The 26,891-nt window shown below is 66.0% G+C and carries 24 protein-coding genes; 16 read left to right on the top strand and 8 right to left on the bottom strand.

What is annotated here, in order from left to right; all coding sequences use genetic code 11:
* The first annotated feature begins 59 nt into the window (after positions 1-59).
* The 3 genes from ABZW74_RS05590 to manA all read left to right on the top strand — a co-directional run bounded on the left by ABZW74_RS05590 (position 60) and on the right by manA (position 3,100).
* On the top strand, positions 60-572 hold the full coding sequence (locus tag ABZW74_RS05590; protein WP_355274733.1) for a DUF3499 domain-containing protein: 513 nt from the start codon (positions 60-62) through the stop codon (positions 570-572).
* Positions 573-665: 93 nt separating this feature from the next.
* A complete protein-coding gene (locus ABZW74_RS05595; RefSeq protein WP_355274736.1) occupies positions 666-1,823 on the top strand; it encodes a hypothetical protein in 1,158 nt (385 codons plus the stop codon).
* Positions 1,820-3,100: a mannose-6-phosphate isomerase, class I gene (manA, locus tag ABZW74_RS05600; protein ID WP_240859182.1), complete on the top strand. Its 1,281-nt coding sequence runs from the start codon at positions 1,820-1,822 to the stop codon at positions 3,098-3,100. The genes ABZW74_RS05595 and manA overlap by 4 nt, the downstream gene beginning before the upstream one ends.
* A 16-nt stretch (positions 3,101-3,116) precedes the next feature.
* Here manA and eccE read toward each other — a convergent pair whose 3' ends face one another.
* Entirely contained in the window at positions 3,117-4,874 is a 1,758-nt protein-coding gene (gene eccE / locus ABZW74_RS05605) for a type VII secretion protein EccE (RefSeq protein WP_355274739.1), read from the bottom strand.
* A 171-nt stretch (positions 4,875-5,045) separates the two neighbouring features.
* Between eccE and eccB the strand changes: the two genes are divergently transcribed.
* On the top strand, positions 5,046-6,536 hold the full coding sequence (eccB, locus tag ABZW74_RS05610; RefSeq protein ID WP_240859233.1) for a type VII secretion protein EccB: 1,491 nt from the start codon (positions 5,046-5,048) through the stop codon (positions 6,534-6,536).
* Positions 6,537-6,581: 45 nt separating this feature from the next.
* Here the strand turns inward: eccB and hpxO are convergent, their stop codons facing one another.
* Together hpxO and ABZW74_RS05620 are read right to left on the bottom strand one after the other, a co-directional pair.
* On the bottom strand, positions 6,582-7,742 hold the full coding sequence (gene hpxO, locus ABZW74_RS05615) for an FAD-dependent urate hydroxylase HpxO (RefSeq protein ID WP_240859194.1): 1,161 nt from the start codon (positions 7,740-7,742) through the stop codon (positions 6,582-6,584).
* Between the two features lie 87 nt (positions 7,743-7,829).
* A complete protein-coding gene (locus ABZW74_RS05620) occupies positions 7,830-8,456 on the bottom strand; it encodes a TetR/AcrR family transcriptional regulator (RefSeq protein ID WP_240859196.1) in 627 nt (208 codons plus the stop codon).
* 85 nt (positions 8,457-8,541) lie between these two features.
* Between ABZW74_RS05620 and ABZW74_RS05625 the strand changes: the two genes are divergently transcribed.
* The 7 genes from ABZW74_RS05625 to ABZW74_RS05655 all read left to right on the top strand — a co-directional run bounded on the left by ABZW74_RS05625 (position 8,542) and on the right by ABZW74_RS05655 (position 15,101).
* Positions 8,542-9,111, top strand: a complete 570-nt coding sequence (locus ABZW74_RS05625) for an NAD(P)H-dependent oxidoreductase (protein ID WP_240859198.1) — start codon at positions 8,542-8,544, stop codon at positions 9,109-9,111.
* Positions 9,112-9,531: 420 nt separating this feature from the next.
* Positions 9,532-9,765, top strand: coding sequence for a redoxin NrdH (locus ABZW74_RS05630; RefSeq protein ID WP_240859200.1), 234 nt, complete (start codon positions 9,532-9,534; stop codon positions 9,763-9,765).
* Between the two features lie 157 nt (positions 9,766-9,922).
* Positions 9,923-10,396: a class Ib ribonucleoside-diphosphate reductase assembly flavoprotein NrdI gene (gene nrdI, locus ABZW74_RS05635; protein WP_240859241.1), complete on the top strand. Its 474-nt coding sequence runs from the start codon at positions 9,923-9,925 to the stop codon at positions 10,394-10,396.
* Positions 10,397-10,455: 59 nt separating this feature from the next.
* Positions 10,456-12,648, top strand: a complete 2,193-nt coding sequence (gene nrdE, locus ABZW74_RS05640) for a class 1b ribonucleoside-diphosphate reductase subunit alpha (RefSeq protein WP_240859204.1) — start codon at positions 10,456-10,458, stop codon at positions 12,646-12,648.
* 13 nt (positions 12,649-12,661) lie between these two features.
* Positions 12,662-13,405 carry a maleylpyruvate isomerase family mycothiol-dependent enzyme gene (locus ABZW74_RS05645; protein WP_355274745.1) on the top strand — a complete coding sequence of 248 codons (744 nt, stop codon included), beginning with the start codon at positions 12,662-12,664 and terminating at the stop codon, positions 13,403-13,405.
* Between the two features lie 48 nt (positions 13,406-13,453).
* On the top strand, positions 13,454-14,455 hold the full coding sequence (gene nrdF / locus ABZW74_RS05650) for a class 1b ribonucleoside-diphosphate reductase subunit beta (RefSeq protein WP_240859210.1): 1,002 nt from the start codon (positions 13,454-13,456) through the stop codon (positions 14,453-14,455).
* A 130-nt stretch (positions 14,456-14,585) separates the two neighbouring features.
* Positions 14,586-15,101, top strand: a complete 516-nt coding sequence (locus ABZW74_RS05655; RefSeq protein WP_355274749.1) for a TrmH family RNA methyltransferase — start codon at positions 14,586-14,588, stop codon at positions 15,099-15,101.
* A 13-nt stretch (positions 15,102-15,114) separates the two neighbouring features.
* Here ABZW74_RS05655 and ABZW74_RS05660 read toward each other — a convergent pair whose 3' ends face one another.
* From ABZW74_RS05660 to ABZW74_RS05670, 3 genes are all read right to left on the bottom strand, one after another.
* Positions 15,115-15,894, bottom strand: a complete 780-nt coding sequence (locus ABZW74_RS05660) for an SWIM zinc finger family protein (RefSeq protein ID WP_355274752.1) — start codon at positions 15,892-15,894, stop codon at positions 15,115-15,117.
* The gene (locus ABZW74_RS05665; protein WP_355274755.1) at positions 15,891-18,785 is read right to left on the bottom strand and encodes a DEAD/DEAH box helicase; all 2,895 of its coding nucleotides are present in this window, start codon (positions 18,783-18,785) and stop codon (positions 15,891-15,893) included. Before ABZW74_RS05665 ends, ABZW74_RS05660 begins: the two co-directional genes overlap by 4 nt.
* A gap of 67 nt (positions 18,786-18,852) precedes the next feature.
* On the bottom strand, positions 18,853-19,245 hold the full coding sequence (locus ABZW74_RS05670; RefSeq protein WP_240857483.1) for a PPOX class F420-dependent oxidoreductase: 393 nt from the start codon (positions 19,243-19,245) through the stop codon (positions 18,853-18,855).
* A gap of 102 nt (positions 19,246-19,347) precedes the next feature.
* On the opposite strand from ABZW74_RS05670, the gene ABZW74_RS05675 reads away from it, so the two are divergent.
* Positions 19,348-20,700: a DUF2252 domain-containing protein gene (locus tag ABZW74_RS05675; protein ID WP_355274758.1), complete on the top strand. Its 1,353-nt coding sequence runs from the start codon at positions 19,348-19,350 to the stop codon at positions 20,698-20,700.
* Positions 20,701-20,714: 14 nt separating this feature from the next.
* On the opposite strand, the gene ABZW74_RS05680 is transcribed toward ABZW74_RS05675, so the two are convergent.
* Entirely contained in the window at positions 20,715-21,206 is a 492-nt protein-coding gene (locus tag ABZW74_RS05680) for a carbonic anhydrase (protein WP_240857484.1), read from the bottom strand.
* Between the two features lie 65 nt (positions 21,207-21,271).
* Positions 21,272-22,282, bottom strand: coding sequence for an ABC transporter substrate-binding protein (locus tag ABZW74_RS05685; RefSeq protein ID WP_355274761.1), 1,011 nt, complete (start codon positions 22,280-22,282; stop codon positions 21,272-21,274).
* Positions 22,283-22,611: 329 nt separating this feature from the next.
* On the opposite strand from ABZW74_RS05685, the gene ctaD reads away from it, so the two are divergent.
* The 4 genes from ctaD to ABZW74_RS05705 are packed head-to-tail and all read left to right on the top strand — an operon-like array spanning position 22,612 to position 26,831.
* Positions 22,612-24,393, top strand: coding sequence for a cytochrome c oxidase subunit I (gene ctaD / locus ABZW74_RS05690; RefSeq protein ID WP_240857486.1), 1,782 nt, complete (start codon positions 22,612-22,614; stop codon positions 24,391-24,393).
* A 4-nt stretch (positions 24,394-24,397) separates the two neighbouring features.
* Positions 24,398-25,651 (top strand): phosphoserine phosphatase SerB, encoded by a 1,254-nt coding sequence (gene serB, locus ABZW74_RS05695; RefSeq protein ID WP_355274765.1) that lies wholly within the window; start codon positions 24,398-24,400, stop codon positions 25,649-25,651.
* Positions 25,648-26,391, top strand: a complete 744-nt coding sequence (locus ABZW74_RS05700) for a peptidyl-tRNA hydrolase (RefSeq protein ID WP_355274768.1) — start codon at positions 25,648-25,650, stop codon at positions 26,389-26,391. The genes serB and ABZW74_RS05700 overlap by 4 nt, the downstream gene beginning before the upstream one ends.
* Positions 26,388-26,831 (top strand): cupin domain-containing protein, encoded by a 444-nt coding sequence (locus ABZW74_RS05705; protein ID WP_355274771.1) that lies wholly within the window; start codon positions 26,388-26,390, stop codon positions 26,829-26,831. Before ABZW74_RS05700 ends, ABZW74_RS05705 begins: the two co-directional genes overlap by 4 nt.
* Positions 26,832-26,891 lie beyond the last annotated feature (60 nt).

The raw sequence follows: 26,891 nt of genomic DNA on the forward strand, positions 1-26,891 counted from the left end.
GTGGTGTGCGGCCGCGTGTCGTGGCGGCCGTGCGCGGTATGCCGGGATAATCTCGTCACGTGAAGCTTCCCCGACAGTGCTGCAGGCCTGGCTGCGCCCGGTCCGCGGTGGCGACGTTGACCTTCGTGTACGCAGAGTCGACCGCCGTCATCGGGCCACTGTCGACCACCGATGAACCTCATTCGTGGGATCTGTGTGACGAGCATGCCCGGCGAATCACCGTGCCGCGCGGCTGGGAGATGCTGCGTAGCGAGCGGGGTTTCTCGGCGCCGCTGGCCGAGGATCACGAACTGACGGCCCTTGCCGAGGCTGTCCGCGAGGTCGGTGTCGCCGGTGGTGGTCGGAGCGGGGGTTTCCTCGATCGCGACCATTCATCGCAGACCTATGTCGACCAGTTCGGCTATCCACGCGGCACGTCGCAGCCGGTGGACGGCATGGAAGACGTGCGTCCCGGGCGGCATCGAGCGTCCGGTCCGGTGGACGGTTCAGCCCTGATGCCGCCGAGTTCGGTGCACAAGCCACGCCCGGGGCGCCGCGGACACCTGCGGGTCCTGCCCGATCCCGTCGACTGATCCGTCGAGGCCGAATCAGTCCGTGGGCGGACGTGCAAACGATCTGTGCCCGGTCTGTGCGCGCCGACCCGGATGCCTGGCTACGCTGGTCTCATGCGCACCGGTACACCCGATCTCGACGATCCCGAGGAGTTGCTCTCCGCGGACATCGACCGGCTGCTCCCGAGCGCCGCGCTCGCCGGCGCGCAGGTGCGTGCCATTGCCGAGGCGGCCCGTGAGGGTGTGCTGGCGCCGCTCTCCGACGTACGGCCGCGCAGTGTGGTGATCGTGTACGGCGGTGGTGGCGCAGCTGCCCGTGCCGCTGGTCTCGTCGTGGCCACCGTGGCAGCGAGAATCGACGTCCCGGTGGTGACGGGGCCTGCGTTGCCCGGGTGGATCGGACCACTCGACGTGGTGGTGGTTGCCGGCGACGACGCGGGAGACATGACTCTCGCCGACGCCGCTGCGCGTGCGCTCCGGCGCCGCGCCGAGGTCGTGGTGGCCGCGCCGATCGCCGGGCCCCTGCGGGATGCCCTGGGCGGCAATGGCATCGACCTGTCTCCACGCGTGGACGTCGAGCCGAGCCTGCGGTTTGTGGGTTTTGTGGCGGCGTTGCTCGCCGTGCTCACGGCTTTGACGCAGATCCGGTTCGGCGGCGGGGTGCCGGTGCTCGACGAGGTGGCCGACGCCCTCGATGCGGAGGCGTCGTCGGCCCACCCGGCTCGTGAGAGTTTTCACAATCGCGCGAAATCGCTGGCCATCACCGTTGCGGCGAGACCGACCGTGTGGACCGGTGACAGTCCGGCCGGGGTGGTGGTCGCGGCCCATGCGGCCACCAGTTTCGCCGGGATCGCCGGTATCGTCAGTGCCGCAACCGATCTCGGCGACGCGGCGCGGCTGTCCGCAGTGGTCGCCGACCGCCGCACGGGTGACGCATCAGCGGATTCCATTTTCTACGATCCCGAGATCGACGGTCCGATGGAGGTATCACCACGCATCCTGGTTGCCACGACGGCAGCCCGCGAGTGGTACACACGCCAGCGCATCGGCGGTATCGGCGATGTCGTCCTGGTGGTCGGCGACGACACCGAAACGCTTGGCCAGGCGGTGAATCCGGGGGCCGACGCGCCGCCCCGGCAGCCGTATTCGGTGCCGATGGCCGAGGATGTTGCCTCCGACAGTCCGGGTGACCTGTTGTCGTACTTGGTGTTGGTGTTGCGGGTCGAGATGGCGGCGGTGTACCTCCGCCTGGTGGGGAACGCGGTGAGATGAAGCGGCTCGAAGGTGTCGTACGTCCGTATGCCTGGGGGTCTCGGACGGCGATTGCGGCGATGCAGGGCCGCTCGGTGCCCTCGGCTCATCCCGAGGCCGAACTCTGGTTCGGTTCGCACCCCGCGGGTTCCGCGCGGTGTCTGGGGCCCGACGATTCGGTCGAGTCCGATCCGCCGACCGACCTACTGACGGCAATCAGCGCCAATCCCGTTGCGGCGCTGGGTGAGTCAAGTGTGGCCGCGTTCGGAGACCGGCTGCCATTCCTGCTGAAGGTACTCGCGGCCGACGAGCCGTTGTCACTGCAGGCGCACCCATCCGCAGAGCAGGCTCGGGAAGGATTCGAGCACGAGAACGCACGTGGACTGGGCCTCGACGCGCGCGATCGCAATTATCGTGACCCCTGGCACAAGCCGGAACTGATCGTCGCGGTCACACCCTTTGACGCGCTCGCCGGCTTTCGGGATCCGCACCACACCATTCGGTTGCTGCGTGAGCTACAGGTCAGCGAACTCGATCCCTACCTGGGTATGCTTGTCGGTCAACCGGATTCGGAAGGTCTGCGCGCGCTCTTCACCACGTGGCTGACCCTGCCGGAATCCGCGATCAAGCTCCTCATCCCGGCGGTGCTGGCCGGTGCGATCGCCCAGCTGGGTAACAAGTCGACGGATTTCTCCGCCGAGTTGCGCACGGTGCTGGAACTCGGTGAGTCCTATCCGCTCGATCCTGGCGTGCTGGCGTCGTTGTTGCTCAATCGGGTTCACCTGGAGCCGGGTGAGGGCGTGTACCTGCCCGCCGGCAACCTGCACGCCTATCTGAGCGGCACCGGTGTGGAGATCATGGCGAACTCCGACAACGTGCTGCGCGGAGGCCTGACGCCCAAACACATCGACGTACCGGAATTGCTGCGGGTGCTCGACTTCACGCCGGTGGACATCGGTGACCTGTCGCCGAGTATCCGAACCGTCGGCGCCGAACGCGTCTATCTCACACCGGCCGACGAGTTTCGGTTGTCTCGTGTGGAGTTGGACGGAACCGGTCTGCATCGTGCGTCGTCGATCTCCTTCGACATGCCGGGACCGCAGATCCTGGCGGTCCTGAGCGGGACGGTCGAGGTGCGGCCACCCGAGGGCCCGGCCCTGACCATTCCCGCGGGGCAGGCGGCATGGATTTCCGACGCCGACCCGGACGTCGTGGTCCGGGCGGCCTCGTCGCGGGCAGTCTTCTTCCGCGCGTTGGTACCCGTCGCGGTCAACGCCCAAGCGGTGGTGACGACTTAAAGGTCCGGTGGCCCGGTCAGTGCGCCACCGGTGCGATCGGCCCGGGGTGGGCGCCGATCAACCTCCACTCGTCCGGTGTCGCGACCATCGTGATGTCCAACTCAGACGTGGGTGTCGTCAACGTTATGCAATGGGGTGCACGGGGATTCTGCTGCAGGGTGAGTGTTGCGTCGCCGACGGGAGGAACACCGACACCGGGCGGTAGCGCGGTGACGACGGTGACACCTGGAGGCGTCTGTGGCCGTGGCACCCCGTCGACGACGACCATGATCGCCGGCCCCCGTGGCCGAGACTGGTCGGACGCCAGGCCGAAGGCACTCCGATCTCCGACTGCCGCCATCGCGGGTGCCCATCGGTGCGCACGATCGGTGTACACGACCACCGAGACCCCGATTGCGACCGCTCGCAGCAGAACCTGGACGAGGAACGTGAGATCGGCGGCGATGATCACCGACGGAATATCCGGTCCGGCAACGCGCATCGCGACGGCTCGCCCAGATCGGTCGGCGCCGATGAGCTGTCCGCAGCCGGTCACGGGCAGCTTCAGTGACCGCAGCGCGGCGAGGGCTGCGTCACCGTGCAGGGTCGCGATGTTTCGGTCCAGATGAGCGGGTTTGGCGATGGGGAGGCTGAGTTCCAGCGCATCGAATTGCCTGCCGTCGAGCGGGCGCAGTGCGTGGGGCCACGGTGTATGAGGCCACTGTGCGCTGTTGGCGCCGGTCTCGCCGACCCGCGCGAAGCCCGCGACCTCGACCTCGTCGCCGCTGCGGCGCATCCGTACCGTCACCGTCGTCGATACCGCGGATGCGACCCAGAAGTCACGCAGTCCGGCGAGCATGGCGGGGTCGATGGCGCCGGTCCGCATTCGCAGCGCGCCGAGGGACACCGAACGCCAGTCCTCGGCGGCCGATTCCAGCGGCGCGCCATCCAGTAGTTGGCTGCCGGCCGCGGTGATCTCGGCGGCCGAGAGCACCGTTGCGTGCAGGCCGTGTTCGGTGAGACGAGCGGCGACGCGTCGGGTGGCGGTCGTCGCAGTGCGAAGTGCGCCGATCGCGCCCCCGCCTCGACGGGCAACGGCATCGGGACAGTCCAGCGGATCGAGCCGCAGGACGACGAAGGTCGATCGTCGTGCGATCGCCGGCAGGGGGCCCAGGGTGCGTAGGTAGGTGGCGGTGACCGGGCCGGTGCCATGGGCACGCATGCTGTGGCTGATCACATCGATCGACCGCAGTCGGATGTCGTAGGTCTGTACGCATGCCGCCAGGACGTCGAAGGGGATCAGTTGACCGGTCTCGGTGCGCGGGTCGGCCCCGTTCGGGGTGAGGAAGGTGGGCTCGTGGCCCCCCGGCTCGACCCTGATCATCGTCACCAATGTCCTTGCGACCCAGCGGGCACCGATGACGTCGGCTGTCGGTGCCGTCGGCTTCGCCCGGCCGGAGGAGGCCGGGATGTCGAACGGTGCCGGGGCCAGGTCGGCAATTGTCCGACGCCACCGAGACCAGCGAAATGACAGCCTGCGGTGCAGCCGCTGCGCGATCGAGCCGTCGGTTCCCACGGGAACCACGCCCAGCGATGCGACGAGAGCGAGCGCCATCGCCGCGATTCCCCAGGGATTGCCGATGACCGCCCACACGATGAGGCCGCCGGCGAGAACGGCTTCGATCAGCACGACGGACGCCAGACCCATACGCGGACCCGTGCCGGACTCACGGCGCCGGACCGTGTCCACGGTCGGGGAGCGTCGCGTCCCGATGTCGGTCTGCCGTGTGAGCATCACAGCCCCCTTTGATGTCGCGATAGATGCCGCCCGATCCGGTGACGCGATTGCCGGCCGGTGGAGACTCGCCGAGTGCGCGTGAATCTTTCGGTTACGCTACTACCGCTGGAGCGGTCCGGATCTTCTGTGATCACAGCGGGGATCGAGTTCGTGGGAATCGGGGGATCGATGGCGCGTCAGCTGACGACAAAGGCCCAAGTCAACGGGTACCGCTTTCTGCTGAGGCGGCTCGAGCACGCGCTCGTCCGACGCGACGTCCGGATGCTGCACGATCCGATGCGCTCCCAGTTGCAGGCATTGGTGGTCGGGACGGTCCTGGGCCTGCTGTTGCTCGGAGGCTGCGGAATCTGGGGATTGATTCGTCCGCAGGGTTCGGTCGGTGATGCCAAGATCGTGATGAGCAAGAGCGCCGGCGCCATGTACGTCATCGTCGATGACACTCTGCATCCCGTGCTCAATCTGGCCTCGGCGCGCCTCATCGCCGGCACAAACGCATCGCCGACGTCGGTGAGCGACAAGAAACTCGCCGACTATCCGCGTGGCCCACTGCTGGGCATTCCAGGGGCACCGGACGCACTTCCCGGTCCCGCCGGGGCCGACTCGACGTGGACGGTGTGTGACTCCTCGACGTCCTCGCGATACTCGGTCGGCGAATCCGTCGATCTCACCGTCATCGGCACGCGGCCCGAGCTGGGCGACGCGAGCCGGCAGGTCACCGCCGACGACGCTGTCCTGGTGTCGTCTGGCGGTGCGACGTACCTGGTGTACCAGATCGAGCGGGACGGCCAATGGATGCCGGTGCGTGCATCCGTCGACACCGCGAGTGTTCCCGTCATGCGTGCGCTCGGACTCGAGGGTGCGACCCCACGTCAGATGAGTGCCGGGCTCCTGAACACCTTCCCGCTGGCGGAACCGATCACCGTGCCGGTCATCCCGAATTCGGGCCGCCCCGGCGCCGTGGACATTCCCGGTGCGATGGTGGGTTCGGTCGTCAAATCGGTTGGGCTCGATGATGATACGACCTATCACGTCGTTCTCTCCGATGGCATACAGAAGATCAGCGAGGCGACGGCCGAGATCGTTCGGCTTGCCGACCGAGATGGGACGACGCCGGTGATCGCGGTGGCACCGGGCCGACTCGCCAGCATGCCGACCTCGAATACACTCGCGGTACAAGACTTTCCGCGTCGAGCGCCGAATCTTCTTGGTGTCGCCACCAATCCGACGCTGTGCCGGTCGTGGTCACGAGACACCGATGAGCCACACGCGACAACGGCGCTGCTCGCCGGCCACGGATTGCCGCTCGCATCGAACGCGACGCCGGTGCGGCTGACCACCGCCGACGGGCCGGGCCCGGGCGTCGATCAGGTGTATCTGCGTCCCGGTAGTGGCGCCTACATTCGTGTCACCGGCAACGAAATCGACAGCGTACGAGCCGAATCGGCCTTCTACGTCAGCGACGCCGGGGTGCGCTTCGGCGTGGCAGACGCGGCGACCGGCGCGGTTCTGGGGCTTGGCGACAAGCCGCGTCCGGCGCCGTGGGCAGTGGTGTCGTTACTGACGCCAGGGCCGACGCTGTCGCGTCAGGCTGCCTTGGTCTCGCACGACGGCATCGCTCCCGACCCCGACGCCGCCGTGGTGAACCCGCCCGAGAATTGACGAAGCCGCGACTCATGCGCCGCCCTGGCCTCAGGGAGGTCACGATCAGGAGGTGAGCGGTCCGCCCACGATGTTGCCGACGATGCCGCGGATGATGTTGGTGCCGTCTTCGGTGCGGAGTTCGTCGTACCAGGCCGCAGTCTTTTCCGGGTCCTTGCCGTGCGTGACGTCGCATCGCTTGCGGGCGCGCAGCACGAGTTCCCCTGCACGCTCGGTCCGTCCGGCTTCGTACGCGGCGAGTGCCGCATAGACGTCGTCGGGATTGTCGCGGAACGAGAACTGCAGGGCCACGGCATCTTCCATTGCCGAGCAGCCACCTTGGCCGATGTCCGGTGTGGTGTTGTGCGCGGCGTCGCCGAGGACCGCCACCCGTCCCTTGACCCAGGTGTGGAACGGGTCGAGATCCAAGATCTCGACGCGATTGGTGGTGGCCGGGTCGAGGGTGGCGATCAGCTTCTGTACGCCCGGGGCCCAGTCGCCGAACTCCTCGGCGAGAACCTCCCGAGCGGTGCCCCTTTCGAACGGGGTGCCTTCGGGCATCGGTACGTCGAAGAAGAAGTAGAAACGGTTGTCGGCGATCGGCATGACGGACACGCGTTTGTGGTCGCCGACATAGGTGGTCCACTCGGTGGCCGGGCCGATCTCGTCGTCGACGGTGACCAGACCGTTGAAGTTGACGTAGCCGGCATACCGGCGATCGACGGGACCGCCGAGCACATACTCGCGGGTCAGCGACTTGGCGCCGTCGGCGCCGATGACGATGTCGCCGGAATCGGTGGTGCCATCGGCGAATTCGACGGTCGCGGCGTCCTGTCCGTCACTGACCGACACCATCTTCTTACCGAATCGGATGTCATCGAGACCGTAGGCCTCCATCAGCATCAGCTGCAGTTCGGCGCGTGCCACGGGGTACGGGCGCTGCCCGACCTCGTCGATGAGGGGCTGCATGCTGAAGCGGCACATCGTGTCACCGGTGAAGGCGTCGACGTAGCTCATGGTGTCGACGATGCCCCCAAGTGCCGCGGTCTCGGCTTCGAGGCCGAGGTGATTGAGGCATTTGACGCCGTTGGACCACACCGAGATCGCGGCGCCGACCGGCTTGTTCTCGGTGACCTGTTCGTAGACGACGACATCGATCCCGAGTTGTTTGAGTCCGATGGCGGCACTCAGACCGCCCATACCGGCACCGATGATCACAGCCTTCACGGGTCGATCCTCTCTGCACGTACTTTCGCCGACCTGTTGTTCAGGCTAGGACCGATCGGGCGTCGGCGCGCGTCGAGCGATGGTGGCTCAAGCGGGCCCGACGCCGGAGACGAGCGTCACGACCATGCGTTGCCATTGTGCGGCAATGGTGTTCACGTCGATTCCGAGGTCGTGCATGAGATGTTTGACGGCACTCGCCGCGAGGGGCGCCTGTACTGCCACCGACAAGACGTCGACCTGATCGGTGAAGCCCAGCTGCCGGAGCAGGATCTGTACGTGCTGGGTCGACGCGCGCCACACCGGGTGGCTCATGAAGTCATCGCTTGCCGCACCTGCTTCGAGGAGGATGTCGAGGTGGTCGGCGGTCATCTTGAGTCGGGCGCGACCGTAGGCGAGAAGGCGCTCGAGTGGGGGCGCGCCGGGGCCGAGGGGTTCGGGTCCGGACAGAAATGCCTGCTGGATCTCCGATTCGGAATGGTCGAGGAGCGCGAGCATCAGCCCTGTCCGGCTGCCGAATCTGCGGAACACGGTGCCCTTGCCCACGCCCGCCTCGCGCGCGACCGCGTCCATCGTCACCGCGGCAGCGCCGTGGTTGTCGATGAGGTTCTTCGCGGCAGCAAGCAATAGCCGGCGGTTCCGGGCGGCATCGGCACGCTCGGTCTCACGGCCGGTGAGACGAATGGGGATGGGCATGCCCTCAGGGCTGTTCGACACGTGTCGAGCCTAACTCTTGACGCTGAGAGGAAATTAATCGGACCCTGGTCCGGTTGATGTACGCGTGTCGAACGAGAGGATTGTGATGTCGGATCGAGTGGTCGAATTGGTGGCGCTGGTGGGAAGTCTCCGCGAAGCGTCGATCAATCGGCGGCTGGCGCAGCTGGCCGCGGAGAACGCTCCGGGTGGGGTCCATGTCACGGTGGTCGACGATCTGGGAACGCTGCCGTTCTACAGCGAAGACGTCGACCCCGCGTCGGCCGACGATACCGAGCTTGATGCGGGTGTCGCCCGTCTGCGCGGCGTGGTCGGTGGGGCCGACGGCGTGTTGATCGTCACACCGGAGTACAACGGGACGATCCCCGCCGCGCTGAAGAACGCCATCGACTGGTTGTCGAGGCCCTACGGCAGTGGCGCACTCCAGGGGAAGCCGGTCGGCGTGATCGGCGCAGCGCTGGGTCGGTACGCCGGGACCTGGTCGCGCGAGGACACCCGCAAGTCCGTCGGCATCGCCGGCGGCCGGGTGATCGAGGATGTGGAGCTCGGAGTCCAGACGTCGGCGCTGCCCGACGCGGGTGTCGAGGATCCGGCGCTCGTCGAGCAGGTTGTCGTCGCCGTCAACCGCCTCGTGGACGAGGTCGCTGTCAGAGCGTGACTTGATTTGGTCTCACCGCCCCCGAACGCGAGTGCGCTCGGGGGCGGTTTCCGTTGCGGGCTGTGGATGGATCGGGTCGGATCTGTGGACTGTCGGTGCCATGTTGTGGACTGGCATGGGACAGCGTTGTGGACGACACGCCGGACACGCCGGACTTCACGATCGTGCATGCCCTGCGACCTGCGACTTTCATGAATGTTATTCACAAGTTATTGTGGTTGGCGGAAATGTCAGCCACTAGGTGTAGTGTTTGGAACACCAGAGAGGCAGACGACGAGACGCTCGAAAATGGCTCGGAGACCACCTCAAAGATGGTGATCCAGATCACTATCTTCACGCTGGGAAAGTGCACGTCACTGGCAGTTTTCCGACCACGAGATTCCACCGACAGCGAATACCGATATGAGGGAGAAGCTCCGAATGGCCATCACCGTCTACACCAAGCCCGCCTGTGTCCAGTGCAACGCGACCTACAAGGCCCTCGACAAGCAGGGGCTGTCCTACGAGGTGGTCGACATCAGCCAGGATCCCGAGGCGCGTGACTATGTGATGGCGCTGGGCTACCTGCAGGCGCCGGTCGTCGTCGTCGGTGACGAGCACTGGTCGGGATTCCGCCCGGACCGCATCAAGGCACTCGCCACCAACGCCGCCTGAGGTCGTTTGCTCGAACCGAGGTTCGCGACGACGGGACGGTCCGATTGGGGAAGTCGGAGTCATCCAAGCGCGTTGAACCTCTTGTCGTCACGGTTTGGGCCGCGGCGGCCCAGCTCGAAACGGATAGTTGGCCAGAGATGGGGATGGGAGGGTGATGATGTCGGCAGCGCAGGCGCCGTTGGTCGTCTACTTCTCCTCGGTCTCGGAAAACACCCACCGCTTTGTCGTCAAACTCGGCCTGCGCGCCGAGCGCATCCCGTTGACCGATCGGGCCGGTGGGTTCACCGTCGACGAACCCTTCGTTCTGATCTGCCCGACCTACGGCGGACACAAGGCCACGGGCAAGCCGAGTGGTTTTGTGCCCAAGCAGGTCATCCGCTTTCTGAACGACCCACACAACAGGTCGTTGATCCGTGGCGTGATCGCCGCGGGTAACACCAACTTCGGTGCCGAGTTCTGTCATGCCGGCGACATCATCTCGCGTAAATGCATGGTGCCCTACCTGTACCGATTCGAATTGATGGGCACGGCCGACGACGTCGATCGTGTCCGGGCCGGACTGGCTGAGTTCGCCGCTTCCGCGGCCTTCGCCGATCCGACGAGCGCGCAGCTGACCGGCATGCCGGCCTGAGTGTCAGACCCCATACCTATTCTTCTTCACACATAACGACCAAGCCCAGGAGTCTCTTCGTGTCGCCAACCGCCGCCGTATCGGACACCACGTCAGCCAGCATGTCGGGAGTGCACGCCGGTCCCGCCGGACACGAACCCGGTGAGCTCGACTACCACGCGCTCAACGCGATGCTGAATCTGTACGATGCCGACGGCAAGATCCAGTTCGAGAAGGACAAGGAAGCCGCACACCAATACTTCCTGCAGCACGTCAACCAGAACACGGTGTTCTTCCACGATCTCGACGAGAAGCTCGACTACCTCGTCGAGGAGAACTACTACGAGCCCGAGGTGCTCGCACGCTACGACCGCGAGTTCGTGAAGCTGCTGTTCGGCCATGCCTACGCCAAGAAGTTCCGGTTCCCGACCTTCCTCGGTGCTTTCAAGTACTACACGAGCTACACGCTCAAGACCTTCGACGGCAAGCGCTACCTCGAGCGGTTCGAGGATCGGGTGTGCATGGTCGCGCTGACGCTGGCCGACGGCGACACCGCGCTCGCGCGCAACCTGGTCGACGAGATCATCGAGGGGCGCTTCCAGCCGGCGACTCCGACGTTTCTGAATTCGGGTAAGAAGCAGCGCGGTGAGCCAGTTAGCTGTTTTCTCCTGCGCATCGAAGACAATATGGAATCCATTGGGAGATCGATCAATTCGGCTCTCCAGCTGTCCAAGCGCGGCGGCGGTGTCGCGCTGTTGCTGAGCAATGTTCGCGAGCACGGCGCACCGATCAAGAAGATCGAGAACCAGAGCTCCGGCGTCATCCCGATCATGAAGCTGCTCGAGGATTCCTTCTCCTACGCCAACCAGCTCGGTGCCCGGCAGGGTGCGGGCGCGGTGTACCTGCATGCGCATCACCCCGACATCTACCGCTTCCTCGACACCAAGCGGGAGAACGCCGACGAGAAGATCCGCATCAAGACGCTGAGCCTGGGCGTCGTGATCCCCGACATCACGTTCGCGCTGGCCAAGGCCAACGACGACATGTACCTGTTCAGCCCGTACGACGTCGAGCGCGTCTACGGGGTGCCGTTTGCCGACATCAACGTGACCGACAAGTATCACGAGATGGTGGAGGACAAGCGGATTCGCAAGACCAAGATCAAGGCCCGCGAGTTCTTCCAGACGCTCGCCGAGCTGCAGTTCGAGTCGGGATACCCGTACATCATGTACGAGGACACGGTGAATCGAGCCAACCCGGTGGCCGGCAAGATCACCCACTCCAACCTGTGCTCGGAGATCCTGCAGGTCTCGACGCCGTCGACCTTCAACGACGACCTGTCCTATTCCCATGTGGGCAAGGACATCTCGTGCAACCTCGGGTCCCTCAACATCGCCAAGACGATGGATTCACCCGACATCGGCCACACCATCGACACCGCGATCCGGGGCCTGACCGCGGTGAGCGATCAGACCGCGATCACGTCTGTGCCGTCGATCGAGAAGGGCAACAACGACTCTCACGCGATCGGCCTCGGGCAGATGAACCTGCACGGGTACCTCGCACGCGAGCGCATCTTCTACGGCAGCGAGGAGGGTGTGGACTTCACCAACATCTACTTCTACACGGTGCTGTATCACGCGCTGCGCGCGTCGAACCGGATCGCGCGCGAGCGTGGTCGTGCGTTTGTCGGCTTCGAGAACTCGAAGTACGCGTCGGGCGAGTTCTTCGACCGCTACACCGAGAAGGTGTGGGAGCCGGCGACCGACAAGGTGCGGGATCTGTTCGGGCAGGCTGGAATTCACATCCCGAACCAGGACGACTGGCGCGAGCTGAAGGCCGACGTGCAACGCGACGGCATCTACAACCAGAACCTGCAGGCAGTGCCGCCCACCGGCTCGATCTCTTACATCAACCATTCGACGAGTTCCATCCACCCGGTGGCGGCGAAGGTGGAGATCCGCAAGGAAGGCAAGATCGGGCGCGTCTACTACCCGGCGCCGTTCATGACCAACGACAACCTGGAGTACTACCAGGACGCCTACGAGATCGGGTACGAGAAGGTCATCGACACCTACGCGGCGGCCACCCAGCACGTCGACCAGGGTCTGAGCCTGACCCTGTTCTTCAAGGACACCGCCACCACCCGCGATGTGAACAAGGCGCAGATCTACGCGTGGCGCAAGGGCATCAAGACGCTCTACTACATCCGGCTGCGTCAGCTGGCGCTCGAGGGGACCGAGGTCGAGGGTTGCGTCAGCTGCATGCTGTGAGGAGTGTTCGGATATGACTCCCGAATTGTGGCTCGCCGCCATCAACGAGGAGAGCGAGATCCTCGCGAGTACGCCCGCGGACGACATGGATCTTGCCGTGCCGGCCTGCCCGGGCTGGACGGTCCACGACCTGCTGGGTCACGTTGGTGCCGTCCGCCTCTGGGTAGCCGATCGACTCAACGGCACCCGGCAGTACCGCGGCTACGACGGCATCGCCTTTCCTGACGGTGCAGAGGTCGTCGGGTGGTATGCGGACACGCGCGATCAGTTGGTTGCGGCGTTGACCTCTCGTGAACCCGATGAGCCAGTCTCGACGTTCGTCGGTGAGCGCACCGTGCGCTTCTGGTATCGCCGTCAGGCACACGAACTGGAAGTGCACCGCTACGACCTGGAGTCGGCACTGCGGCCGGGCAAGCAAAGTCCCATAAAGGCCAACCTTGCGGCCGACGGTGTCGACGAGTGGCTGGAGGTGTTCGCGCCGCGCTTCATCGGAAAGAGCACGGGCGTGCCGGACGAACTCGTCGGGCGGTCGCTACACCTGCACAGCACCGACGACCCGGACGCGGAGTGGTACCTCGAACTGACGCCCGAGGGAATCGTGCACCGCCGCGAACACGCGAAGGCCGACGCCGCGCTCCGCGGGCCGACGTCGGATCTGCTTCTCGCCCTGTGGCATCGGCGCTCGTACAAGGATCTCGACATCGTCGGCGACGAGTCCGTCGTCGAGCCGACGCTCGGACTCGTCCACGTCACCTGACACCCACCAACTTCCAAGACCGACACCATGCCGCAGGAGGCGACCACCATGACCGCAGGTACCCATAGCCCCGCCGATGGCGCACCGATCAAACTGGTGAGCCGGGTTTCGGCGATCAACTGGAACCGTGTGCCCGACGAGAAGGATGCCGAGGTGTGGGATCGCCTCACCGGCAACTTCTGGCTGCCGGAGAAGGTGCCGGTGTCCAACGACATCCCGTCGTGGCACACGCTGACCGAGTACGAGAAGCAGCTGACCATGCGGGTGTTCACCGGCCTGACGCTGCTCGACACGATCCAGGGGACTGTCGGCGCGGTATCGCTGATCCCGGATGCGACCACCCCGCACGAGGAGGCGGTGCTCACCAACATCGCGTTCATGGAGTCGGTGCACGCCAAGTCCTACAGCTCGATCTTCTCGACGCTGTGCTCCACCAAGGAGATCGACGAGGCGTTCCGCTGGTCGGAGGAGAACGATCAGCTGCAGCGCAAGGCGCAGATCGTCATGGACTACTACCGCGGCGACGATCCGCTCAAGCGCAAGGTCGCCTCGACGCTGCTCGAGTCGTTCCTCTTCTACTCCGGCTTCTATCTGCCGATGTACTGGTCGTCGCGCGCGAAGCTCACCAACACCGCCGACCTGATCCGCCTGATCATCCGCGACGAGGCTGTGCACGGCTACTACATCGGCTACAAGTACCAGCGGGCGCTGGAGGTGCAGAGCCCGGACCGTCGGCAGGAGCTCAAGGACTACACCTTCGAGTTGCTCTTCGAGCTCTACGACAACGAATCCGACTACACCGAGGCGCTCTACGACGAGGTCGGTCTGTCCGAGGACGTCAAGAAGTTCCTGCGCTACAACGCGAACAAGGCTCTGATGAACCTTGGCTACGAGGCGATGTTCCCGAAGGACGAGACCGACGTGAACCCGGCGATCCTGTCGGCGCTGTCGCCGAACGCCGACGAGAATCACGACTTCTTCTCCGGCTCGGGCTCGAGTTATGTCATCGGCAAGGCCGTCAACACCGAGGACGAGGACTGGGACTTCTAGCCTTGCGGAACTGGTTGCCATCGCGCTCGCTTTCCGAGAGCGATGGCAACCAGATAGGTGGTCGGAGGAGGATCGGCTACCATCGCAGAATGTCGAACACCGAAAGGGGCGCTGCGCCTCACCAGCACTGATGGCCGGCACCCGCGTCCGCAGGCCGGACGAGATCCGCAAGTCACGACGATCCCGGTCCCATTCTTGTTGGGGTCACCTGATTCTCGCGCCCCTGTGGGCGCAACACGGAGCAAATCTCGGCACCCTTCTGCGCACCTGCGATGCGGTTGGTGCATGTCTCGCCGTACCGCCCCACGATTGGGTGCCCGAAGCGTTGCGCCGAGGTAACACCGTCCCGGGCCGATCCTGCATCCATCGGACCGGAAACCCGCGCCGGTGGCTGGCGCGCGAGCGCGAGACCGGATCGCATCTCCTCGGCGTCGAACTTGCCGAAGGTGCACTACGTTTGGCGGATCTACCGCCCGCGCGGCGACGAACGGTGGTGGTCCTCGGTCACGAACGAGGCGGCATACCCGAGGACATCATCGACGAACTGGACGCCGTCGTCGAGATCCCGATGATCGGACGGGGAGCGAGTCTGAACGTCGCGGTCGCCGGATCGCTTGTCGCGTACAAACTCTCGGGCATGTTGTGAGGTCGAGTGACGCCTATGGCTCGCCAGTCAACCGGTCGTAGAGATCGCCGAGTTCGTCCAAGGTCTCGGCCATGTCCGCCGGCACAACGCCGACCGCGCGGAGCGCCTGACGCAGGTCGGTGGTGTCGAGATCGGTCAGCGGGTTCATGCGCAGCGGTGACGGCAGCGGCGGCAGCGGGGAAGTGGTGCCGTAGAAGTCCGGCCCGGGCAGTGAACCGACGTCGGACTCCCGCGTCGGCGTCGGTGCGTCGCCGACCTTGTCGAGCAGCGACTTGAGGTCGGTCCCCATCACAGTCAGCAGCGTCAACGCGGAGCGGTCGATCTCGGCGGCCACCTCGTAGGCGACGGCGAGTGCGTGCACGCACCGGACCGCCTCGTCGGGGCAGGTGCAGTCGGTCATCACGTCGGCCGATTCGGTGGGGCCGATCAGCTCACCCACCACGACAGGCTGTTCGCCGCGAGTCAGGGGCATGAGCTCCATGACGGCGCCACGCGCACGCAACAGCTCGGCGACGGTGCCGGAGTCGACGGTGCGGGTGGTGAGGATGACGTCGAACGGGTCGAGCTGACTGCCCTCGACCGACGCAGTCACGCGGCCGGGTCGGATCCGGAGTCCGTGCACGTGGCGGGCGCGAAAGTATCTGCGGGCCTTGGTGATATGCCGGCTGTCGGCGACCGCGTCGGTACTGCTGCCGGTGGTGCGGCCTTCGACCACGTCGACAAAGGACCGCGCCCACGGGGTGAGCGCGTATCCGCGAACCGCGATGGGGCCGCGACTCTGCCCTCTGCTCACTCGCTCACCGCCTCGTCGCGGAGGCGGACGAGTTCGAACAACTCGTCGTCGGCGAGATCGGAGACCCAGTTCTCCCCGGATGCGACGGTGAGCCGCGACAGTTCCCGTTTGCGGGCGATCATGTCATCGATGCGCTCCTCGATCGTTCCCACGCAGATCAACCGGTGAACCGACACCCGCTGATCCTGGCCGATGCGGTAGGCCCGATCGGTGGCCTGGTCCTCGACCGCGGGATTCCACCACCGATCCACGTGCACAACGTGATTGGCGGTGGTCAGGTTGAGGCCGGTGCCGCCGGCCTTGAGGGTGGCGAGCATGATCGGCGGGCCGTCGGATTCGGTGAACTCCGCGACCATCCGGTCGCGATCGCGCCGGCCGAGCCCGCCGTGCAGAAGTGGAATCGGCGTACCGAGCAGCTCGCCGAGCCACCCCGAGAGCAGTTCGCCGAACGCCGCGAACTGGGTGAACACCAGGGCACGGTCGCCCTCGTCGATCAGCGTCGTGAGTGTGTCTGCCAGGAGCTCCACTTTGCCGGACCGATGAACACCACCGGGCGCGAGATCGGTACCGTCGGCGAGGTAGTGCGCGGGGTGGTTGCAAATCTGTTTGAGGCGGGTGAGGGCGGCCAGCACGTTGCGGCGGCGCAGCGTGCGTTGTTGCCTGTCGCGCAACGCTTCCATCAGCTCGTCGATGACCGCCCGATACAGACCGGCCTGCTCGACGGTGAGGTTGGCACGCACCGTGATGTCGACCTTCTCCGGCAACTCGGCGGCGATGGTGGGATCGGTCTTCTCACGCCGCAACACAAACGGGTGTGTGATCGCGGTGAGACGACGCAACGCTGCCGGGTCCCGATCACGTTCGATCGGTTCGGCATAGCGTGCGCGAAACACCGACGCCGAACCGAGCAGGCCCGGGTTCACCAGGTCGATGACAGCGCGCAGATCTTCGAGCCGGTTCTCCACGGGCGTACCGGTGAGCGCGATCCGGTGGCCGCTGGTCAGCGCCCGGACAGACTTGGCGGCAATCGTGTTGACATTCTTGAGGTGCTGCGCCTCGTCGACGACGATCCGGTGCCAGCGTTGCCCGCCGAGCAGGCTCCGGTCCCTGCTTGCAATGGCAAAGGTGGTGAGGACCACGTCGTGTGCGGCGCGCGCGTGTTCGAAATGCTTGCTCGACAGTCGATCCGGACCGTGATGGATCATCACTCGCAGATGCGGGGCGAACCGCCGGAATTCGCGTGCCCAGTTGCCGACCACCGACATCGGACATACGACGAGCGTGGGAGGCGTTGATCCGGAGGATCTTTCGTGGGACTCGAGGGCGATGATCTGGATCGTCTTGCCGAGCCCCATGTCGTCGGCCAACACCCCGCCGATGCCCAACGAGGCGAGATGAGCCAACCATTCGACTCCGCGCTGCTGGTAGGGCCGCAGGGTCGCGGTCAGTCCGGCTGGTGGGGGGAGTGGGCTGGGTTGCAGGGCGCCACGTTCGGCGATGTCGTCGAGCCAGGACAGGCCCTGCACCGAGCTCACCGGCACCGGGAGGCGATCGGCACTCCCGGTGAGCAGTCCGAAAAGCTCGCCCATGTCGGCGGGCCGGTCGTCGGCCTTGAGGGCACGCTGGGCGGTGACGAACGCCGCCGCGCGGGACAGGGCGCCGGACTCCGCACGCATCCACACGCCGCGGACGCGGACGAGATCGCCCTTCTGGTCCGCCAATTCGGCAAGATCCGCGTCGGTCAGGGTGATGGCGCCGGGCGCGTCGCCGAGGGCGAGGCGCCACTCGAACTCGCGGATCTCGCGCAACCCGACCATGGCGGCCGGGGCTCCGCCGCCCATCACCGGCACCGCGCGGATGCCGAGGGTCGGCCGTACCTCGGCGATGGTGCGGGGCAACAGCACTGCGAAGCCCGCTTCGCCGAGCGCGACGGCACCGGTGGCGAACAACTCCTCGGCCAGCGATGTCGGCAGCAGGAAGTCGAGCGATCCGCGGTCCGGATCCGCTTGGGCCAGTCCGGGGAACGCGCGTACCGCGGTGGCCAGGGCGGTGGTGAGCTCGTCGAGGTCTTCGGTGTCGAGCCGATGCGGTTGGACCGGGGCGACGTGCCCATCGATGCTGCGCCGGCACACCTGGAGCCGCCAGCGTGCAGATTCGGTTGTCGCCACACTCTTCTCGGTATCCGGCGGTGATTCAACAGACCAGGAGTCGTCCGTCCACCATGTGCCATCGGGCTCGTCGTGCTCCGGTTCGTGCAGACGGAACAGCAGGGTGTGGTCGTCCTTGCGCGGGCTGGTATTCCATCGTTGGAAGGCCGACGCCGAGGCGGCGAGCCGCGCCGGCGCGCACGGGGCGCTTGCGTCCGTGTCGGGGAGGAGTGTCCGCACGACGGGACTTCGGGGTGCCGGGGGTCCCAGACGTGGGACCGAAGTGGCTATGCGCGAGCGGGTTTCGTGATCGATCAGCTCGGCCAGCAGGTCGGTGAGCGCTTCGGGTCCGCCGTTGTCCAGGAGGGCGGAGGGTGCCCCGCCGGTGGCCACGGCCGCCCAACTGCGCCACGCTGGGGTAGGGATCACCTGCCAGCGCATCACCCATTCACCTGCCACCTCCACGACCGTCGGTGCGACCGCCGCCGATGCCACGAATCGGCGCACACCGTCGAGCAGATACCGATACCAGCGCACGTCGCCGGCGGTCGGGATCGAACGTGACGCGTCGAGAAGTGCGACAGTCGAAGCGACGCCGAGAGTCGCTGTCGCGACGAATCGTCGTTTGCCGGCGTCGTCGGTCACGGCGATATCGCGTCGAAACCGCTTCCCGGCGAGCAGTTCGGCCAGCGGCCCGGGCAACTGCCCGCTTGTGGCGTGCTGATCGTCGACCCACGCGGCCATACCCACACCCGTCCGCCACAGCAGGTGCAGGGTTGCGGTGTCAGGAGGTGCCGACGCGGTGATGACGCTATTTCTTGCCGAAGTAGGACGCAGTCAGCGTCAAGATCACCCGGTCGGCGGCGTCGGGCGGAGGTTGCTGGTCGGCGTTGCCGTAGCGCTTGCCCAGCGTGACGTAGAAGGCGCCGGTCGGGTCGTCGGTGACCGATTCGAGTTGCCCGCGAAGTTCGAGGTAGCGGTACGGGTTGTCAGGATCGGTGATGACAAACGAGTAGTTCGGGTTGCCCTCGAGATTGCGGATCTTCTTGCGCGCCTTGGTGTGTGTGAAGCGCAGATGCTCTCCGTCCCACGCGAACCACATCGGCGTCGCGTTCGGGATGCCGTCGGGGCCGACGGTGCTGAGCACGCCGACGACCGGTCGGTCGAGCAAATCGGCATAGCCTTCGGGAACTGTGGTGGCCATACGTCCACCTTAGTGGTCCTGACCGACAGCCATCATCCGCGAGACGGCGCTTTCGGCGATTCGAGTTCGCGCCTCTGGTGTTATCCGCCAGACTCTTGATCTATGGCCGGTGACAAAGGAAAGCGTCTCGATCCCGTCGCTCGGGGCCGGGCGGCGCGAAAGACCGTGCCGCGCAGCCACCTCGGCGACTGGGATCCGAGCCGCCGAGGACACGACGCTCTGGCCACGATTCTGGCGCAGAACACGATGCGCGATCAGCGACTGATCGCGATCCGGCACGGTCGGATGTCGGCGTCGCCGTGGACCTACTACCGCGGGGCCGCCGCGGTGATGGCCGCGGACCTCGCCTCGCGGCCGAACACCGGCATCACCGTGCAGATGTGCGGCGATGCTCATGTGCTCAACTTCGGCTTGTGGAACACGCCGGAACGTTCCTTGGCGTTCGATCTGCGTGACTTCGACGAGACGCTGCCGGGCCCGTTCGAATGGGATCTGCTCCGGTTCCTCACCAGCCTGGTGGTGCTCGCCCGCGAGAACGGAGTGCCCGCCGAGGTCGCCGACGCCTCGGTTCGGGCCGGTTTGCACGGCTACCGCACCTGGATGAAGACGTACTCCGGGTGGCCTGAGCTCGATGTCTGGGCCGAGATCATCGACCTGGCGCACCTCGTCACCTACCTCGCCCCCGAGGACTCCGAGCACCAGTCCGACAAGATCCTGGAGAAACAGGCCCGCAAACGTAGCAGCCGCGGCGCCGCCAAGAAGTTGACCCAACTCGTCGACGGTCGGCGCCAGATCATCGAGGACCCGCCCTACCGGGTGCATGCACTCGCCGAGCATGCCGACGTCCTGGCCGGGGTGGTCGATGCCTACAACGCAAGCATCCCCGACCACATCTCGGCTTTGCTGTCCCACTTCGACCTGGTCGACGCGGTCCAGCAGGTGGTGGGCGTCGGTAGCGTCGGCATGCGGGTCTTCCTGCTGTTGATGGAGGAACGCGCCACCGGCGACCCGCTGTTCTTCCAGGTGAAACAGGCCGGTTCCTCGGTGTATGAACCCTTTGTGCGTCGCAGTCGGTACGACAACCACGGTGCGCGGGTCGTCAATGGGCAGCGGTTGATCCAGAGCGCGACCGACATGTTCGTCGGTTGGACGCGGATCGGGAAGATGGACTTCTACGTGCGCCAGTTCCGCGACGGCAAGGTGATTCCGAAGGGGCAGACCATCGCCGGCCGACTCGCCGAGTTCGCCGCCGCGTGCGGGCATGTGCTGGCTCGGGCGCACGCTCGCAGTGGCGATGCGCGCATGATCCACTCCTACCTGGGGGATGGCGGCAAGGTCGAGGAATCGGTGCTGTCCTTCGCCCATGCCTACGCCGACCAAACCGAACGCGACCACTCCCAGCTGGCGGAAGCGGTCGCGTCGGGTTCGATCGCGGCCGAACCCGGTTGGCCATGACCGAGCGAGGAGTGTCAGTTCTCCACTTCGCGGAGCAGTCCGGTCGCGACGTCGAAGACGAATCCGCGCAGTGAGCTGGTCTTGGTGATGAACGGGCTGTTGCGGATGCGGGTGAGTGATTGGCGAATATCCTCGTCGAGGTCGGTGAACGACTCGGCCGCCCAATTCGGCTTCTGACCGATCTCGGTCTGGATCTCGCGCTTGAACTCGTCGTCGGTGAACGTGAGCATGCCGCAGTCGGTGTGGTGGATCAGGATGATCTCGGTGGTGCCCAGCAGGCGTTGGCTGATGGCAAGGGAACGGATCTCGTCGTCGGTGACGACGCCACCGGCGTTGCGGATGACGTGGGCCTCGCCGTCGGATACTCCCAGAATCCGGTAGACGTCGAGCCGGGCGTCCATGCAGGCGAGGACGGCAACGTGCCGACTCGGCGGCAAGGGGAGCGGCCCGGAGAAGGACTTGGCGTATTCGACGTTGTTGGCGAGGTATTCATCGGTGACAGACATGCGTCAACACTCATCCGTCGCCGCGTCGAAGACGAGGGTTTGCCTCACCCGGCGCGAAAGTCGCGTCAGTAGGTTGCCGAGGATCCGTCGGCCAGTGAGTCGCGCACGTCGTAGAGGACCAGCCAGGCCGCGGCCAGGCCGGACGTCTGGTACCAGACCTGATCGTCGATGGCGAGGACGCGTTTCCAGGTCGGTGCCCCGAGATCGAGCCAGGCGTCGCTGAGCAGGACCTGCTTCCCGTGCTCGAGGCCCTTCGCGCCGTCGAAGCCGACGTAGATCAGGTCGCCGTCGGCGGCGTGGAAGTTCTCGTCGGTGACGGTGAACGACTCGGCACCCCGCTGGGCCGGCGGCCGCTGCGCACCGATCATCGACAGAATCTGGCCGGCGAATGTGTTTGTCCCCGCGATGACCTCGGCGTCGGCGGTGAACCGGACCAGCGACACCCAGGTGTGGGCGGCGTCGGTCCACTTTCCCACCGACGCGGCACGGTTGGTGAACTGCTTGAGCAGTCGGACGCCCGACTCGCTGCGGCCCAGACCGTCGGCGACGGCCTGGAACTGCTCCTGCCACGTGCCCGGACCGACCTCGACGCTGCGCACACCGCCGAAAGCCGCGGCCGATGACGTGGTCGTCGGCGTCGTGAGCACGACGTCCGGTTTCGCGGCCGTCACCGCGGCGGCGTCGGGGGTGGAGCCGATCGTCGGCACCGAGTTCAGCTGCGGGCCGAGATAGGCCATGACACTGCCTGGTGCCGAGGTCACCGCCACCACCTTCGGACCGATCCCAAGGGCGCAGATCGGATCGAGGAGCGACGGATCGGTGACGACAATGCGCGTCACGTCCGGTTGGCCTGGGTCAGGCGTGGTCGGCTGCAGACATGTCTCCGAGAAGTCGCGCTCGGGAGCCACCACGTTGACCTCTGCGATGCGCGTGGTCGAGGTGGAGATCGGCGCTCCGTCGGGGGTTCGGAGTGTGTCGTCGTCGGACGAACAGGCTGCGACGGTCAGCGACAGAAGGGCGATCGCGGCGAGGGCGGCGCGGCGAAAACGTCGGCCCGATCGGGGGCTGCGGCTCACGCCACGCCCATCATCATCGCTGTCACGAACGCTGCGTTGCACCCGCCAAACCTAGCATCGGGGTGCGCCCGCACCGTCGTGGCGCCGCGGGTCCGACGCGGGCCGCTCCGGCGGGCCCCTTTCGACTGCGCGCGTCGCATCCGCAAATAGGCGTTGAGCTGCGCAGACCCACCCCCTCGGAAATCAATTACGACAGATCGTAGGACCCGGTCGGCCGGGGCGCCCGCAAGGGTTTAGGATCAGTTACCAGCGCTCGGTTTGTTCATGTGCCGGCCGTCTGTGGAGTCGTCGTCCGATTCGCTGGAGATGGTCGGGCAAGAGGAGGATCTGTGACCGCGGTAGACCAGCCCACCACGCAAGTGGCTCCAGTGCGTCCGTTCCCGGAGCGCTACCAGCCCAAGGGTTCGTTCTTCTACAAGCTGATCACCACCACCGATCACAAGTTGATCGGCATGATGTACATCACCGCCTGCTTCGCGTTCTTCCTCATCGGTGGCCTGATGGCTCTGCTGATGCGTGGCGAACTCGCCCATCCGGGTATGCAGTTCCTGTCGACCGAGCAGTTCAACCAGCTGTTCACCATGCACGGCACGGTGATGCTGCTGATGTATGCGACGCCGATCGTCATCGGCTTCGCGAACTTCGTGCTGCCACTGCAGATCGGATCGCCCGACGTCGCGTTTCCGCGACTCAATGCGATGGGCTTCTGGCTGTTCGTCTTCGGCTCGACGGTCGCGATCGGCGGATTCATCACGCCCGGCGGTGCCGCCGACTTCGGATGGACCGCCTACACCCCGCTCACCGACGCGGTGCACTCTCCCGGCGTCGGTGCCGACCTGTGGATCATGGGTCTGGGTGTCAGTGGCCTCGGCACCATCCTCGGTGCTGTCAACATGGTCACCACCGTCGTCTGTCTCCGCTGCCCCGGCATGACCATGTTCCGCATGCCGATCTTCACCTGGAACATCCTGGTGACCAGCGTCCTGATCCTGCTGATCTTCCCGCTGCTGACGGCTGCTCTGCTCGGCCTGGAGGTCGACCGCCAGTTCGGCGCCCACCTCTATGACCCGGCCAACGGCGGTGTGATCCTCTGGCAGCACCTGTTCTGGTTCTTCGGTCACCCCGAGGTGTACGTCATCGCGCTGCCGTTCTTCGGCATCGTGTCCGAGGTCTTCCCGGTGTTCAGCCGCAAGCCGATCTTCGGTTACTCCGGTCTCGTCTACGCGACCCTCGCGATCGCCGCACTGTCGGTGGCCGTGTGGGCCCACCACATGTATGTCACCGGCGCCGTGCTGTTGCCGTTCTTCTCGTTCATGACCTTCCTGATAGCCGTGCCCACCGGCGTGAAGTTCTTCAACTGGATAGGCACGATGTGGAGAGGCAACATGACTTTCGAGTCACCGATGCTGTTCTCCGTCGGCTTCATCGTGACCTTCCTCTTCGGTGGTCTGACCGGTGTTCTGCTCGCGAGCCCGCCGCTGGACTTCCACCTCTCCGACAGCTACTTCGTGGTCGCTCACTTCCATTACGTGCTCTTCGGCACGATCGTGTTCGCCACCTACGCCGGCATCTACTTCTGGTTCCCCAAGATGACCGGACGCATGCTCGACGAACGACTCGGCAAGTGGCACTTCTGGCTGACCTTCATCGGCTTCCACACCACCTTCCTGGTCCAGCACTGGCTGGGTAACGAGGGCATGCCGCGTCGCTACGCCGACTACCTGCCGTCGGACGGCTTCACCACGCTGAACATGATCTCCACCCTCGGTGCGTTCATCCTCGGACTGTCGACGCTGCCGTTCCTGTGGAACGTCTTCCGCTCGTACCGCTACGGCGAGGTCGTCACCGTCGACGATCCGTGGGGCTTCGGCAACTCGCTCGAGTGGGCCACCAGCTGCCCGCCGCCGCGGCACAACTTCACCGAACTGCCGCGCATCCGGTCGGAGCGTCCCGCATTCGAGCTGCACTATCCGCACATGATCGAGCGGATGCGTGCCGAAGCGCACGTTGGTCCCGGACACGGCCACGAAAGCAAGGTTGTCGAGGATGCGCGTCGCGACCCGCTGACCACCGGCAGCCACGAGGCGTCCGGGGACAGCGACCCGCGCTGACACGGTGGAATCGAATTCTGGGCCCAAGGACTCGGGAAAGTCACTCACCACCGTTCTCATCACCGTCACCGGTCTCGACAAGCCGGGCGTGACCAAGGCCTTGATGGCCGCACTGTCGACGCAGGACGTCAACCTGCTCGACGTCGAGCAGGTGGTCATCCGCGGTCGACTCACTCTGGGTGTGCTCGTCGCCACCAGCGGTGACGCCGAGGCCGTGCAAGACGTCGTCGAGCAGGCCATGGCGTCGGTCGGGATCGATGTCGCAGTGGAGGTCGGTGCCGAGACGGTCGGGCAGCCGCCGTCCAGTCACGCGGTCGTCCTGCTCGGTAGTCCGGTGACTCCGCAGGCCTTCAGCGCGGTCGCCACCGAGCTTGCCGACCAGGGCGGCAACATCGACTCGATCCGGGGGATCGCCGACTACCCACTGACGGGCCTGGAGCTGATGGTCAGTGTTCAGGGTCGCGCGGACGTGGCGGCCGACGCCGCACTGCGCAAGGGCCTGGCGACGGTCGCATCGAGGCACGCGGTCGACATCGCCGTCGAACGAGGCGGTCTCGCGCGACGTGCCAAGCGGCTCATCGTCTTCGACGTCGACTCCACCCTGATCCAGGGCGAGGTCATCGAAATGCTCGCCGCCCATGCCGGTCGCGAAGCGGAGGTCGCGGCGGTCACCGAACGCGCCATGCGCGGCGAACTCGACTTCTCCGAATCCCTGCATCAGCGGGTTGCGGCGCTGGCCGGTCTCGACGCGTCGGTGGTCGACGAGGTGGCGGCGTCCCTGGAGCTCACACCCGGTGCACGGACCACCATTCGCACGCTGCATCGGCTCGGCTATCACTGCGGTCTGGTGTCGGGCGGTTTCCGCCAGGTCATCGACGGACTGGCGCATGAACTCGAACTCGACTTCGTGCGCGCCAACACGCTCGAGATCGTCGACGGGCGACTCACCGGCCGCGTGATCGGCGAGGTGGTCGACCGGCCGGGCAAAGCGCGCGCGTTGCGTTCCTTCGCCGATCAGGTGGGTGTGCCGGTGGAGCAGACGGTCGCGGTCGGCGACGGCGCCAACGACATCGACATGCTCTCGGTCGCAGGCCTCGGCATTGCGTTCAACGCCAAACCCGCGTTGCGCGAGGTCGCCGATGCGGCCCTGAACCATCCGTTCCTCGATGCCGTCCTGTTCATCCTCGGCGTCACCCGCGACGAGATCGAAGCCGCCGACGCCGCCGACGGGGTGCTGCGGCGCGTGCCACTGGAATGACGATCGAACCGAATGGGTCGCCGCTGTCCGACGACTACCGTCGGCTGACCGGTCATGTTGGCGGGCACGACGATCCGCTCGATCCGGCCGATGTGTTGGCCATGCAGATGGTGTTGCGTATCGAGAAGTCCGATCCGCCCGACCGAGCCGAACTCCTCGTTGCCGCGGCACGCGCAGTGGCGCTGCTGTGCCTCGACGACCGAGCAGGTCGCGACGGCCCGTGGGCGCCCTCGCTCGACGCGTGGTGCGACGCGCGAATCCGCAAGATAGCGCGTCGTGCTCGTGGTGCGCAGTGGCTTGCGGCGCAGGAGGTATGGGGTGTCACTGCCGGCGAAGGCGCTGCGCAGGCGCGAGCTCTTGTGCCCGGCCGTGTCGGTGACGTCGATCGTCGGATCTCGCGCTTGCAGATCGGCGGCACGGAGGTCGACGGCGGGCTCCCGGCAGATCCGCCGACGACCGGTGTGTGCCTTTGGGTCAACCCGGATCTCGAGATGACCGTGGGAAAGCTTGCGGCCCAGGTGGGGCACGCGTCGATGCTGGCGGTACGGCTCCTCGACGAGGCGTCGACGCTGGCCTGGCGCGAGTCCGGATGTCCATTGTCGGTGTGTGTCGCGGATTCTGTGCGCTGGCGTTCGTTGTTGGCTGCCGATGCGAGCGGTGCGGCGGTCGCGGTGCGCGATGCGGGTTTCACCGAGATCGCGCCCGGCTCGGTCACCGTGATCGCGGAGGTGACCCGGTGAGCGAGCTGCTGCCGGAATGGGCTCGGGGTCTTGGTCTTTCGCGACATCCCGAGGGCGGATGGTTTAGGGAGACCTGGCGCAGTGACCTGGTGCTACCGGCCGATGCTCTGCCCGCGTACGACGCCGACCGGTCCGCCGGTACCGCAATCCTGTTCTTGCTCCTGCCGGGTGAGGAATCGGCCTGGCACACCGTGCGTGGCGCCGAACTCTGGCTGTATCACCGAGGTTCACCCGTCGAACTGGATCTCGGTGGCGACGGTGCCGAGCCGGGGCGTGACGCGACAGTGCTCGTGGGCGCGGATGTGCTTGCCGGACAACAACCCCAGGCGCTCGTGCCACCTGGACACTGGCAGCGCGCACGATGCGTCGGCGATGACGCGTCGCTGGTCAGTTGCATCGTCGTGCCCGGCTTCGACTTCGACGACTTCTGCCTTGCCTGAGTTTGCTGCCGCCTGATCCGAAGAGCCTTAGTGACCAACGCTGTGACCTGGGGAAATGCT

It is taken from the genome of Gordonia sp. NPDC003585, from assembly GCF_040610755.1.
GTDB lineage: Bacteria > Actinomycetota > Actinomycetes > Mycobacteriales > Mycobacteriaceae > Gordonia.

Bases quoted from the DNA above. Each gene is read 5' to 3' on its own strand.
- ABZW74_RS05595 (WP_355274736.1), top strand. From the start codon at position 666: ATGCGCACCGGTACACCCGATCTCGACGATCCCGAGGAGTTGCTCTCC.
- manA (WP_240859182.1), top strand. From the start codon at position 1,820: ATGAAGCGGCTCGAAGGTGTCGTACGTCCGTATGCCTGGGGGTCTCGG.
- eccE (WP_355274739.1), bottom strand. From the start codon at position 4,874: ATGCTCACACGGCAGACCGACATCGGGACGCGACGCTCCCCGACCGTG.
- eccB (WP_240859233.1), top strand. From the start codon at position 5,046: ATGGCGCGTCAGCTGACGACAAAGGCCCAAGTCAACGGGTACCGCTTT.
- ABZW74_RS05625 (WP_240859198.1), top strand. From the start codon at position 8,542: ATGTCGGATCGAGTGGTCGAATTGGTGGCGCTGGTGGGAAGTCTCCGC.
- ABZW74_RS05630 (WP_240859200.1), top strand. From the start codon at position 9,532: ATGGCCATCACCGTCTACACCAAGCCCGCCTGTGTCCAGTGCAACGCG.
- nrdI (WP_240859241.1), top strand. From the start codon at position 9,923: ATGTCGGCAGCGCAGGCGCCGTTGGTCGTCTACTTCTCCTCGGTCTCG.
- ABZW74_RS05645 (WP_355274745.1), top strand. From the start codon at position 12,662: ATGACTCCCGAATTGTGGCTCGCCGCCATCAACGAGGAGAGCGAGATC.
- nrdF (WP_240859210.1), top strand. From the start codon at position 13,454: ATGACCGCAGGTACCCATAGCCCCGCCGATGGCGCACCGATCAAACTG.
- ABZW74_RS05655 (WP_355274749.1), top strand. From the start codon at position 14,586: ATGGCCGGCACCCGCGTCCGCAGGCCGGACGAGATCCGCAAGTCACGA.
- ABZW74_RS05665 (WP_355274755.1), bottom strand. From the start codon at position 18,785: ATGGCCGCGTGGGTCGACGATCAGCACGCCACAAGCGGGCAGTTGCCC.
- ABZW74_RS05670 (WP_240857483.1), bottom strand. From the start codon at position 19,245: ATGGCCACCACAGTTCCCGAAGGCTATGCCGATTTGCTCGACCGACCG.
- ABZW74_RS05675 (WP_355274758.1), top strand. From the start codon at position 19,348: ATGGCCGGTGACAAAGGAAAGCGTCTCGATCCCGTCGCTCGGGGCCGG.
- ABZW74_RS05680 (WP_240857484.1), bottom strand. From the start codon at position 21,206: ATGTCTGTCACCGATGAATACCTCGCCAACAACGTCGAATACGCCAAG.
- ABZW74_RS05700 (WP_355274768.1), top strand. From the start codon at position 25,648: ATGACGATCGAACCGAATGGGTCGCCGCTGTCCGACGACTACCGTCGG.